We start from the raw sequence: 12,687 nt of genomic DNA, 5'->3' as shown, positions 1-12,687 counted from the left end.
AAACCCTATCTCAATCCAAGGGTGAACGCGCGGGGTGGATGCAATACAAGCATGTGCCGAGAGGATAGATAAATACGCATCGCCGAAACCAGCGCAAGGACCCCGGTAGAAGCTTATGCGCGTCTATTGAATGTGATGGACGCATCAATATCCAGCAGCGAAATAGATGACAGGACTGGAAGAGTGGCAGTAGATGCCGACGAAGAAGAGCACGTTTTTCATCGTGCTTCGAACGCGGCTCCCAAGCTAAGGGGGAGCTTGTTCCGAAGGAAAATAGCTGTTTTTTGCTGATTATTTTTGGGGTGGCTGATGGGGATCGAACCCACGACAACCGGAATCACAATCCGGGACTCTACCACTGAGCTACAGCCACCATCCGAGAAAAATAACGCATTGTTGATGCTCAGGCACCAATGGCTAAAGAAATAGCTTATGGCGTGCCCGACAGGAATCGAACCTGTAACCCCCAGCTTAGAAGGCTGGTGCTCTATCCGGTTGAGCTACGGGCACCACTCAAATCGGATTTCGCCTCAGATTAGCATGAATTGGTCGGGGTGGAGAGATTTGAACTCCCGACATCCTGGTCCCAAACCAGGCGCGCTACCAGGCTACGCTACACCCCGGAAGGGCGATAATATACCTTTCCGGCTACAAAAGGTCAATTTATACTGATGGGGAATGGTATATCGAATCTCACGCATTGACAGGAATTTCTTCTGCACTCCAGCACACAGGTTAATTTGCCGACTTCTTGATTTGAACTAAGCCTCAGCTCTCGCATTTATTCCGCTCGATCAACGCATATGCAGAGTGATTATGGATGGATTCGAAATTTTCAGATTCCACCACATAGGCGTCTATACGTTCGTCCCGATTCAGTATCGCCGCTATGTCACGCACCACGTCCTCGACGAATTTCGGATTATCATAAGCCTTTTCGGTTACATACTTCTCATCCGAACGTTTCAATAATCCGTAGAGTTCACACGATGCCTGGTCTTCTGCCATACGTACCAGATCTTCTATCCATACGAAGCTCCTGGTTCTAACTGATATTGACACATGGGACCGCTGGTTATGTGCGCCATAATCGGAAACTTGCTTCGAGCACGGGCACAGGCTGGTCACGGGTACAACGACTTTCAGGGTGAATTGGTAGCTTCCTTTTTTTAGTTCGCCGGTAAAAGTCACTTCATAATCCAGCAGGCTTTTTATGCGTGAAACGGGAGCCATTTTGCTGATGAAATAAGGAAACGTCATTTCGATATCGCCAGATTCCGTTTCCAGCTTCTCCACCATGGCCTGTAGCAGGCTTTCAAACGATTCCACGGAAATCGCCTGGTCGTGGCTGTTAAGTATTTCCACAAAGCGCGACATATGTACGCCTTTGAATTGATGCGGTAGATCCACATACATATTGAATACGGCGACAGTGTGCTGGATAGACCCATCCTTGTCTCTTATCGAGATCGGATGACGGATGGCCCTGATACCCGCCCTGTTGATTGCAATATGCCGGGCATCGAATGCATTCTGCACGTCTGCAATAGGAAAATTCGCATCGTTCATGAGGGGATATTTTTTCCTGGAAGCGAACACGGATGCATAGATATATGCATCCGGTTGCGTTGACTACTCAAAAAATCTTACTCTGACGGACTCGACGATGGTCGCCTTATCCAATCCGCAATCAGCCAGCATTTGAGAGCACTCACCCTGATCTATGAAAACATCGGGCAAACCCAATTGCAATACGGGAACCGTGAAACCCCTGCTTGCCAGAGATTCGATCACGGCACTACCAGCTCCACCCATGATCGTATTTTCTTCAACCGTTACCAGCAATTCATAGTCTGCCGCTAACGACGCGACCAGATCGTCGTCCAGAGGTTTGACAAAACGCATATTGGCCACGGTAGCATTTAATTCTTCTGCCGCTTCAAGGCAAGGCTTGAGCATGCTGCCGAAAGCCAGCAGCGCGATTTTTACGCCTTCCCGGCGAATCTCACCCCGGCCTATCGGTAACATCTGCATCTGCGCTTGCGGCGTTATACCCGTCCCCATACCTCGGGGATATCGCACCGCTGTGGGCGTATCCATCTGAAATGCGGTATAGAGCATCTGACGGCATTCATTCTCATCCGCAGGAGTCATTACGGTGATGTTCGGGATACAGCGCAAATAGGTTAAATCGAAACTCCCGGCATGCGTAGGGCCATCTGCTCCAACCAATCCGGCCCGATCGATAGCAAATACGACCGGCAGATTCTGAATAGCGACATCGTGAATCAACTGATCGTAAGCACGCTGCAAAAAGGTTGAATAAATAGCGACAACCGGCTTCAATCCGTCGCAGGCCAAGCCCGCGGCAAAAGTGACTGCGTGCTGCTCCGCGATACCAACATCATAATAACGATCAGGATATTCCTGAGAGAATCTCACCAAGCCGGAACCCTCGCGCATAGCCGGCGTAATCCCGACCAAGCGCTGGTCCAGCGCAGCCATGTCGCATAGCCAGTCTCCAAAAATCTGCGTATAAGAAGGCTTGCCTGCGGCTTTGGGAATGATACCGGCGTCCGGATTAAACTTGGTTACACCGTGATAGAGAATCGGGTCTTCCTCCGCCGCCTTATAGCCCGCGCCTTTGCGCGTTACGATATGCAGAAACTGGGGTCCATCAAGATGCTTGATGTTGTTGAGCGTGCCCACCAGTACGTCGAGATCATGACCATCGATAGGGCCGATATAGTTGAAACCGAACTCTTCAAATAGCGTACTGGGCGTCACCATGCCTTTTACATGCTCTTCGGCACGCTTGGCGAGTTCGAGCACGGGTGGAACGACACCCAGCATTTTTTCGCCGGCACGGCGTGCCGTCGCATAAAACTGACCTGACATGAGCCTTGCGAGATAATTGTTGAGTGCGCCCACCGGACGCGAAATCGACATGTCATTGTCATTGAGGATCACCAATAAATTGGTGTCCATGGCACCCGCATTGTTCAGGGCTTCGAATGCCATACCTGCACTCATGGCGCCGTCGCCAATCACCGCGACCACGCATCGGCCTTTGCCCTCGCGTTGCGCTGCCACCGCCATACCTAGAGCAGCACTGATGGAGGTGCTGGAGTGAGCCGTACCGAAGGCGTCGTACTCGCTTTCGTCACGCCGGGGAAATCCTGCTATACCGCCCTGCATGCGTAGCCTGCTCATGCCCTCACGACGACTGGTAAGAATTTTATGGGCATAAGTCTGATGACCCACATCCCATACCAGGCGATCATTGGGTGTGTTAAAAACATAGTGCAGTGCTATGGTCAATTCAACCGTACCGAGATTGGAAGATAGGTGCCCGCCCGTTTTAGAAACGGATTCGACCAGGAACTGCCGCAACTCGTCGGCAAGTTGCGGCAGCATCTTGCGTTCCAGCCTTCGCAACTTTGAAGGGGTAGTGATGGTATCAAGCAGTGGATACATTTAAACCTTGAAAATTATAGTATTCTTTACCGAAGAAAATACGGGTCAAAACTCCCGCTGGATGATGAAGTCGGTTACTTGCCGCAACCGTCCCGCCTTTGCGCCAAAAACATCCAACGACTGATATGCATCGCGCCGCAGCTCTTCAGCCAACTCACGTGCCCGGCCGCTCCCGAGGATACTCACGTAGGTTGGCTTATTATTTTCGGCATCCTTGCCGGCAGTTTTACCCAGCGTCGCGGTAGTCGCTTCTGCATCGAGCACGTCGTCCACTACCTGGAATGCCAAGCCGATACACTTCGCGAAATGATCAAGGCTCATCAGTTGGCTCTCGTTCAAACTACTACCGCAACCCGCACCAAGCATTACAGCAGCCCGAATAAGCGCTCCAGTCTTATGAATATGCATAAACTCCAGCTCCGGCAGACTTAATGTCTTTCCAACGCTGGCGAGATCAACGGCCTGACCTCCCGCCATACCGCGAGAACCCGCCGCTTGCGCCAGATGCTTGACCATTTCCAATTGCATTTTCGGGGTATCAGCCAAGCAATATTCGCCCAGCAATTGAAAAGCGAGGCTTTGTAAACTATCGCCCGCCAGCAATGCAATGGCTTCGCCATACTCGATATGACAAGTAGGCTTACCCCGCCGCAACACGTCGTTATCCATGCTGGGCAAATCGTCATGCACCAGCGAATAGGCATGTATCAGTTCCACTGCGGCTGCGGCAATCGTCACCCGCTCTTCATCCGCCTCGTTCAGCTCTCCCGCCGCAAAGGCAAGCAACGGCCGCACGCGTTTGCCTCCACCCAGAACGGTATAGCGCATGGCGTCGTGCAGACGTTCGGGAGCAACGTTTGCAGCGGGAAGCAAGGTCTGCAGGGAATTTTCGATGCGTACCTGGCGGCTCCTCGCCCAATCCTGGAAATCAGTGGTCATCGATACCAGACGGGGAGAAATTTTTCAGTGTGTCGGCCTCAAGAAGACGTACCTGTTGTTGCGCATCCTGTAGCTTTAATTGGCAGTATTGTAGCAACTCCGCACCACGTTTGTGAGCTTCGAGCGATATTTCAAGCGGCATTTGTCCTGCTTCCATTTCTATTACAATAGATTCCAATTCTGTCAAAGCGGCTTCGAAACTTTCGGGCCGTGAAAATTTGACGGAGTTAACGGGCTTTGTCATGATAAACACATTGTCGCAAATTAGGTATATTGCGGGCAAGCTACAAAAATAACGCAATAAGCAGGGTCAGGTCAATTAATCCACGAAACTTTCCCTCAAAAACGATCTCTTGGTGGCAATTATAAGCGTTTCAGAACGAGAGCAAGCGCTTTCCACTTTGCCCGGTGCGTTTATTCAGCATTTTTAATCTTTCAACTCTCTTTTTTATTCCTCAAAAGATCTAAAAGTAACGAAATATGGCCGATCTCGTTGATGTTTTCCAACTGGCACCGACTCAACTACCGGTTGAATGGTACCTTGCCCCCCACATTCTCGACCTGGAAAAACGCTTTTTGTTCGACCAGGGGCCCGGCTATGTCGGCCATGAAATCATGCTGCCGAATGTGGGCGACTATTATGTGCGGGAATGGATGAGTAATGCCAAGTTCCTGGTACGTAACAAAGGCGGCATTGAACTTCTATCCAACGTTTGCCGGCACCGGCAATCTCTGCTGCTGAAGGGTCGCGGCAATGCCAGAAACATTGTCTGCCCCATACATCGATGGACTTACGATATGAGCGGCACACTGCTGGGCGCCCCTCATTTTTCGAAAAATCCCTGTCTCAACCTTGGCAGCACACCGCTGCAGAATTGGAACGGGTTGCTATTTGAAGGCAAGAGAAACATTGCGCGCGACCTGGCACCCCTGAGCCTTCTCAAGGATTTCGATTTTTCCGGCCATGTACTGGAACGGGTCCAAGTAGAAGAATATGCCTGCAACTGGAAAACTTTCATCGAAGTTTACCTGGAAGACTATCACGTCGAATCATATCATCCAGGCTTGAACAACTTCGTTGATACCTCTGAACTTAAGTGGGAATTTTCAGAGTGGTACAACGTACAGACGGTGGGTGTGAATGATGCGTTTACTCGTCCCGGCACGCCGGTCTACGCTAAATGGCATGAGCAACTATTGCGCCAGAGTTCAGGAAAAATGCCGAGGTATGGTGCGATCTGGATGCTCTACTATCCAAACATCATGTTAGAATGGTACCCGCATGTATTGATTGTCAGCACGCTGATTCCGACGGGAACAGAGCGCTGCACCAACGTCGTCGAGTTTTACTATCCGGAAGACATTGTCTTGTTCGAACGTGAATTCATTGAAGCGGAACAGGCCGCCTATCATGAAACCGCGGTTGAAGATGACGAAATATGCAAGCTGATGACAGCCGGACGCCGCGCGCTATACGAGCAGGGAATCAATGAAACAGGCCCGTATCAGTCACCGATGGAAGATGGCATGGTTCATTTCCATGAATTTGTGCGACGGGAAATCGGACCGCACATAAAGTGATTTCGAATTTGCCACTGACTAATTTTGCATGCTTTTTTGAGGTTACCCCATGATTACCATTCAGGAAGCTGACAATTTAATCAGCGTTGCTGTTTTCGGTGAGTTTACCTTGGCTGACTATAAGCAATTCGAAGAGCAGGTACTCTACAAATCCAGGCGCGACAGCAAAGTGAATGTGCTGTTCGATTGGCGCGACATGCTGGGCTACACTGTCGATGTCGCATGGGAGGACCTCAAATTCATCCGCGCGCACGGCAGTGAATTCAACCGGGTTGCAATAATTACCGAGAACCAGTGGCAGGCTTGGGGTGCTTGGGTATCCAATCTATTCGTTGATGCCGACATCAGGGTATTCGGTCACTACACCGATGCCAAAGCTTGGGTAGAAGCTTAAAGCGGCCTGGCGCGGGCGCAGACTTATCTGCGATTATCAGATCAGAAAACCTGAATTCCTCCCACTACCCACCTATCCTCTTCCATAAAGCATGTAATGAACATGCCTGCGGACAGGCTGAAGCCCCACATGACGAACATGCCATCGCTCGTTCATTTGGCAGTCGTATTCATGTAGAATGCCTGCTGAAGAGGTCGAGGCCAGGTGTGGCTAGTTCCAACCGAAGACGCAGGTTCAAGTAGTGTTGCAAAAAAACGACACATTTCTCTTCTATTCTCCAAAATCTCTTTATATTGGCCGCCAACTCGTACAGAATGGAACCTGTCGATCTTGCTGTGTTAAGGAAGGCTTGCTGTTTATTTAAACGACACCTGACACGACTGAAAATGGTGGCATCACAGCTACATGGATATGACGGATGGTATTGTGTTGGCAGCGAAGTCAACAGAAATGTCGTCCGTTACTGATCTTGGTAGCGCACCTGAGCTCCTGGTATTTAATTGATAAAGATTCAAATTCAAGCTGAGCATTCCGAGCTCGAGCGGTAAACGGATAGCGATCAGAACTACTGTATTTCGGACCGGATTACTTACATTACAAAAAGATGATTAGACCATTAATTTGGAGGGGAAGACCTTGAGTTCAACAATAGCGAAGTTGAACGCTCCGCTAACGCAAGCGTTTGATCCTCGGTTATTAGACGAGTCGCCGATAGCAATAACCCCAACACCGACGTACAACACTCAAGATCAACGATTAGCTGATTTTGAAACCTTGACTGCTGCCTTGGAATATGCGGCAGCCGGCGTCGCGGGATTTAATTTCTATGACGCCAAAGGCAATCTACGCTCGATCCTTCCGTATCAGGCGTTAAAGCAAAATGCCCAGACATCAGCCCAACGCTTGATAGGCATGGGTCTGACCAGCGGCAATCGCGTGGCCATTATTGCCGATACCACCCCAGAATTTGTAGAATTGTTCTTTGCATGCCGCTATGCCGGATTGGTTCCTTTTGCGATGCCGGTACCCGTCAATCTTGGCAGTCATGCTGTATATGTTCAGCAGCTGCGGGGGATGCTTGATGCGGGCCAGGCGAGCGCCGCCATAGCCAATGTGGACTATATTAATTTTCTGAGCGAAGCTGCAGAGGGATCCCAGGGATTACGCTGGGTCGGCACGCCGGAACAACTCGGAAAGTTTGCAGTTCCCGATATAGCACTACCGACAAATACCCCTGACGAAATCGCTTATCTTCAATTCACCTCTGGCAGCACGCGCACTCCGCGTGGGGTAATTATTACCGAACGTGCACTGATGAGCAATTTACAGGGAATTGTTCGGCACGGACTGGAAATACGCGCTGGCGACCGCTGCGCATCATGGCTACCGTTTTATCACGACATGGGATTGGTGGGCATGGTGATGGCACCAATGGTGGCGCAGGTTTCCGTCGACTATCTGGCCACCCGCGATTTTGCCATTCGACCTCTGCAATGGTTGCGGCTGATTAGTCGAAACCGTGCTACCGTGGCATTTAGCCAGCCATTCGGACTCAAACTTTGCACCTTGCGAGTCCGCGATTCCGATTTGGAAGATCTTGATCTTAGCAGTTGGCGAGCGGCGGGTGTCGGTGCAGAGATGATCCGGCCCGATACTTTAAGGTATTTTGCGGAAAAATTTGCACCTGCGGGCTTTGATGCGCGAGCCTTTCTCCCTTGCTATGGACTGGCGGAATCAACGCTTGCCGTAACTTTCTCTCAAATTGGGAAAGGTTTTCAGAGCATTCAGGTTGACGCTGGAACCTTGATTGATAAAAAAATGGCGGTTCGGTTACAGGTGGAGGGCAGGAAATATAGCGAATTTGTAAATTGTGGACGGCCTTTGCCAGGACACACGGTCAAGATCGTCGATGATGCTGGTCAGGAATTGTCTGATTTAAAAGTGGGCAGCGTGCTGGTGCAAGGCAGCAGTATCATGACGGGCTACTTTAATAATCCGGAAGACACCCAAAAAACGCTGCAACCCGGAAACTGGCTGGATACAGGAGATCTTGGTTTCCTGTTCGATGACGATCTTTATGTCACTGGCCGTCGTACAGATGTAATTATCGTTAACGGGCGCAATATCCGCGCGCAGGACATAGAAGAACTTGCCGAGCAACAACCTGAGGTGAGAGCCCGGGAGGCGTCTGCCTTTGGTATAACCGATACTAATGATGTTACAACGATCGTTTTGGTCATAGAATGCCGTCTAACCTCGATAGCAGATCGCCAATCTCTCACCAGTCGGTTGCAACGTCTTGTATATATGGCATTTGGCGTTAATTGCTTGGTCGAATTGGTTTCGCCGCATACTTTACCTCGCACTTCCTCAGGTAAGCTATCGCGTTTTGCCGCACGTCAGGGTTTCATACAGCGGACACAATTGACTGACCAGCTATCTGCTGAGTCCGGGGAAAAATAACCAACATATGTCAGGGTCCTGGGTGGCCGTGACCGGTGCCACCGGCTTTATTGGTCGTGTTCTGCTACAGTCACTGATCAAGGAAGGGTGGAAGGTCAAGGCCTTGACTCGGCGTCCGCGGGCTGACGATGAATTTACGCAATGGATTGAAGGTGATTTAGATAATTACCAGGCGCTGCAGAGCCTCGTCAAAGGTGTTTCGGCAGTTGTACATTGCGCGGGGCAGGTTCGCGGTAGCTCTCTCAAGGACTTCGTCCATACTAATGTGGATGGTACGGACAACCTCGTGCGTGCTTCAATAGAACAGAGTTCACCACCTCGTTTCCTCCTTATATCTTCCTTGGCTGCCAGACAACCGGAGCTCTCCTGGTATGCAGCCAGCAAGCGCATGGCTGAGCAACTGGTTAGTGACCACTCGCAAAGGATGCCATATGCGGTTTTTCGTCCGACCGCCGTCTATGGTCCGGGTGATAAAGAAATGAGTCCACTTTTCAGAGCAACCCGTCGTGGCCTGTTGCCGATGGTGGGTCAAAGCGCAATGCGTTTTGGTTTGCTACACGTTAATGATTTGGTGGCGGCTGTTATATGCTGGCTTTCCACCAAGAATCCCGTGCAAGGTGTCTATGAACTTGATGATGGGACGCCCGGGGGCTACAATAGTCAATCCGTAGCGGTAATTGCGCAGGAAGTATGGAAGCGACCCGTACATTGTATCTTCTTTCCGGCATCGCTTGTTTGGTTGGTTGCGACCATTAATTTATGGTCGGCGCGGTTGCTGCGGTATTCCCCAATGCTGACTCCGGGGAAAGTCAGGGAATTACAGCATCCCAACTGGGTTTGCGATATAACGCCTCTAACTCACGCGCTTCCCGGTTGGCGGCCCTCTGTCCAACTGCTTGATGCCTTGCCTCAAGCGGTATAATTTCTAACAAACAAATCAATTCAAACCGAGCAGCCATGGCGAGCGATTACACCGATGTTCTGCAGAAACTTTGCCATCACCTTAAGCAATTTTGTGAGCCCGACGCTCAAATCACACCACAGACTGATCTCATTCATCAGCTTGCGATCGACTCTGTCAAATTGCTGAATCTGGTTATGGAAATTGAAGATGAGTTTGATATTTCCGTTCCGCTCAATGCGCTTGCGGATGTGCAGACTGTTCACGAACTTGCAAATTTAATCCATCAGATAAAGTCTGCACAACAATGAGTTTGCTAGATAAGCTTGATGCCGTTGCTGCGGCGAGAAAAGCCCTGCTACCCGAGGGAATTGACGTTTTTGGCACGCCCATAGAAGAGGTTTATTCTTCGACCGAGGCAAGAATTGGCGATCGCCGCATACTATTCCTGGGCACGAATAACTATCTCGGACTTACCTTCGCGCCGGAGTGTCTGGCGGCAGCGCACTCAGCAATCGATAACGAGGGCACGGGCACTACCGGTTCCCGCATGGCCAATGGTAGCTACAGTGGACACCGTGCTCTTGAGCGGGAATTTGCCGATTTCTACCACTGCCATTCCTGTATTGTCTTTACGACCGGATATCAAGCCAATCTCGCTACGATTTCCGGCCTGGCTGGCGTTGATGATGTCGTTCTCATCGATGGCGACTCCCATGCAAGCATCTATGACGGATGCCGTTTAAGCGGCGCTGAAATCATCAGGTTCAGGCACAATGATATGGTGGATCTGGAAAAGCGTCTCCGACGTCTGGGAGACCGCTCACGCTCCACGTTAATCATTGTTGAAGGTATTTACAGCATGCTGGGCGATCGAGCGCCACTTGCGGATATTGTCAAGCTAAAGGATGCTTACGGCAGCACGCTTCTTCTGGACGAGGCACATTCACTCGGCGTCCTCGGCAAGACAGGCCAGGGTCTGGTAGAAGAAACGGGACTCATCGACAAAGTTGATTTCATCACAGGTACATTCAGTAAAAGCCTCGGCGGCATTGGAGGCTACTGCGTGAGCAATCATGCGCAACTTGATCAGTTACGCTATGTCAGCCGTCCTTATATATTCACCGCATCGCCTACGCCGGCTACTATCGCATCAACCCGGGCAGCGCTCAAATTACTGCATGACGGCATCGAGCTACGCCAACAGCTTTGGAAGAATGTGCACCAGCTTTATTCTCGGCTCGATGATCTCGGTTATCAGCTTGGCCCGGAGCCAAGCCCCGTTATCGCAATCATACTCGACGCGCCGCGACAGGCGCTGATGCTATGGAAAGGCCTGCTTGATCATGGTATTTATGTAAATTTAGTATTACCGCCGGCTACACCTGATGGCCGCTCATTGGTACGTTGCAGCGTTAGCGCAGTTCATACCAGCGAACAGATGGATCAAGTAGGCAGCGCTTTCGCCGAGTTGCGCGAGATTATTTTCGAATAGGCTCTGAGCAATTGCTTGTCTTTTCGCTTCTCAGCTGAGGAGGCTTCGTCCTGTTACGGCAGAGTCTGATAGCCCCACATCGGTCCGGAATCTAGCCAACAAACAATGAAAGTGACGGATATCGCTTATCAGCGATAAATCAAAAAGCAGAAACTTGGGACTTCCATGTCCCTGGCAGTCTGTCGGAGTTGAGGAATCGCAGCGAAAAAGTGATTGGGTGAAGGCAGATTTTGAGAATTTTGAAGGTCGATAGTTATTCTATTGGCCGAAAAGGCGGCGGAATATGAACCGCCCAGACGCTTTTACAGCCGATTTCCTTTAAAACCCAACAGACTGCTAGGGTCACCCATGATGGGCGACCGCTAGATGGAAAACGCAAAGCTTGTGCCTACTCGATGCCTCTAAGTCAGGAAGTTTTGGGACTTGTTGTCCGACGGCGCAGGAAAAAGAAGGCTGCGGCGCCAGCGGCGCCCAGTAAGAGTACGATCTCTGTCGCGCCAAAGCCTGAGTTATGGCCATCGTGACCTCCACCGCCTCCGACATGTACTGGAATGCGCACGGCTGTCGTCATCTTCCCGCCCTTCTCTGTCTCCAGTAGCAAGGCATACTGGCCAAGTTCCTCCAGGTTCAGCGAGAAGGTGATGCTTCCAGATGCGTACTCTTTGGCTGGTATGGACATAATCTCATGCTCTCCGCCCCCCTCTCCATGCCCTTCCATAACCATACGGACTGCAATGGGTATTTCTCGAGAGTCGAGGTCCGTCAAGTCCACCGTGAAATACAACTCGCCAACTTCCGGAACATGGTCGCAATACGCATGAGTGGGCGGAAGCGCACCCTTGGGTTTTTCATAGGCACTGAAGGCAACGGGAAAAGCACCTGATTTGATGGCGCAGTCTCCCGAATGATGGCCTTCATGAGCAAGCATAAGCTGGGCGTGGACTGGCAGCGCCACCAGTGCTACGAGCGTAGCACACGCTAGCCCAGCAGCCCACTCAAACATTTTCTTCATAATATCTCCGGTTTCGAATTCGCAAATTCATCGCGCACAGCGCTGACGATAATAAAAGATTGTATAACAAACCATCCGGGAATAGGAAATAGAGTACGTCCGGTCGTTTCGCAAAAAGATGAGCTAACCCGACTTGAATGTGTTTTATCCCAGCACCACCGCGATTGTGGCATGGGACAATCCAAACAATCCAGTTACGTGCTTACCTCAACCATACGCTGCTTGATGCAATATTGCTGAGCTCCGGCATCATATAGGAGTGGCGAAGGTAAATGCCGGTTATGTCGTGGAATTATTCAGTAAGTCGAATGAGAATTCAATCACCGAAACCGAATCAGTCAATATCAGCCGCGCATCGCCTTCCGCGCGACCTCAGCTTTGTGTGAGAACCATTTTTTGTTTTGTATCGGCGTTGATCTCATACA

The 12,687-nt window shown here is 50.6% G+C and carries 11 protein-coding genes and 3 tRNA genes; 6 read left to right on the top strand and 8 right to left on the bottom strand.

From position 1 onward, the window contains the following. Window positions 1-298: 298 nt before the first annotated feature. The 7 genes from F822_RS09060 to F822_RS09030 form a co-directional block, all read right to left on the bottom strand. Window positions 299-373, bottom strand: a tRNA-His gene (locus tag F822_RS09060). Between the two features lie 60 nt (window positions 374-433). Further along, window positions 434-510, bottom strand: a tRNA-Arg gene (locus F822_RS09055). A gap of 36 nt (window positions 511-546) precedes the next feature. Continuing rightward, window positions 547-623: transfer RNA gene (locus F822_RS09050), tRNA-Pro, on the bottom strand. 145 nt (window positions 624-768) lie between these two features. After that, on the bottom strand, window positions 769-1,569 hold the full coding sequence (gene folE2, locus F822_RS09045) for a GTP cyclohydrolase FolE2 (RefSeq protein ID WP_025040961.1): 801 nt from the start codon (window positions 1,567-1,569) through the stop codon (window positions 769-771). Between the two features lie 63 nt (window positions 1,570-1,632). Then, complete coding sequence (gene dxs / locus F822_RS09040) at window positions 1,633-3,477, bottom strand: 1-deoxy-D-xylulose-5-phosphate synthase (protein WP_025040962.1); 1,845 nt, start codon at window positions 3,475-3,477, stop codon at window positions 1,633-1,635. Window positions 3,478-3,522: 45 nt separating this feature from the next. Then, window positions 3,523-4,416 carry a polyprenyl synthetase family protein gene (locus F822_RS09035; protein ID WP_025040963.1) on the bottom strand — a complete coding sequence of 298 codons (894 nt, stop codon included), beginning with the start codon at window positions 4,414-4,416 and terminating at the stop codon, window positions 3,523-3,525. Continuing rightward, window positions 4,406-4,660, bottom strand: coding sequence for an exodeoxyribonuclease VII small subunit (locus F822_RS09030; protein ID WP_025040964.1), 255 nt, complete (start codon window positions 4,658-4,660; stop codon window positions 4,406-4,408). Before F822_RS09030 ends, F822_RS09035 begins: the two co-directional genes overlap by 11 nt. Window positions 4,661-4,896: 236 nt before the next feature. On the opposite strand from F822_RS09030, the gene F822_RS09025 reads away from it, so the two are divergent. The 6 genes from F822_RS09025 to spt all read left to right on the top strand — a co-directional run bounded on the left by F822_RS09025 (window position 4,897) and on the right by spt (window position 11,250). Continuing rightward, window positions 4,897-5,997, top strand: coding sequence for an aromatic ring-hydroxylating oxygenase subunit alpha (locus F822_RS09025; protein ID WP_025040965.1), 1,101 nt, complete (start codon window positions 4,897-4,899; stop codon window positions 5,995-5,997). Window positions 5,998-6,046: 49 nt separating this feature from the next. Then, window positions 6,047-6,391: a SpoIIAA family protein gene (locus F822_RS09020; RefSeq protein WP_025040966.1), complete on the top strand. Its 345-nt coding sequence runs from the start codon at window positions 6,047-6,049 to the stop codon at window positions 6,389-6,391. A 636-nt stretch (window positions 6,392-7,027) separates the two neighbouring features. Further along, complete coding sequence (locus F822_RS09015; protein ID WP_025040967.1) at window positions 7,028-8,854, top strand: fatty acyl-AMP ligase; 1,827 nt, start codon at window positions 7,028-7,030, stop codon at window positions 8,852-8,854. 7 nt (window positions 8,855-8,861) lie between these two features. Next, entirely contained in the window at window positions 8,862-9,776 is a 915-nt protein-coding gene (locus F822_RS09010) for an NAD-dependent epimerase/dehydratase family protein (protein WP_025040968.1), read from the top strand. A gap of 35 nt (window positions 9,777-9,811) precedes the next feature. Next, a complete protein-coding gene (locus tag F822_RS09005) occupies window positions 9,812-10,066 on the top strand; it encodes an acyl carrier protein (RefSeq protein ID WP_025040969.1) in 255 nt (84 codons plus the stop codon). Next, a complete protein-coding gene (gene spt / locus F822_RS09000) occupies window positions 10,063-11,250 on the top strand; it encodes a serine palmitoyltransferase (RefSeq protein ID WP_025040970.1) in 1,188 nt (395 codons plus the stop codon). The genes F822_RS09005 and spt overlap by 4 nt, the downstream gene beginning before the upstream one ends. A 406-nt stretch (window positions 11,251-11,656) precedes the next feature. On the opposite strand, the gene F822_RS08995 is transcribed toward spt, so the two are convergent. Further along, on the bottom strand, window positions 11,657-12,262 hold the full coding sequence (locus F822_RS08995) for a hypothetical protein (protein ID WP_025040971.1): 606 nt from the start codon (window positions 12,260-12,262) through the stop codon (window positions 11,657-11,659). Window positions 12,263-12,687 lie beyond the last annotated feature (425 nt).

The organism is Nitrosospira briensis C-128, from assembly GCF_000619905.2.
Classification (GTDB): Bacteria; Pseudomonadota; Gammaproteobacteria; order Burkholderiales; family Nitrosomonadaceae; genus Nitrosospira; species Nitrosospira briensis.
The sequence above is the reverse complement of the archived record's forward strand: the minus strand, read 5'-3'. Positions and strand labels throughout refer to the sequence as shown.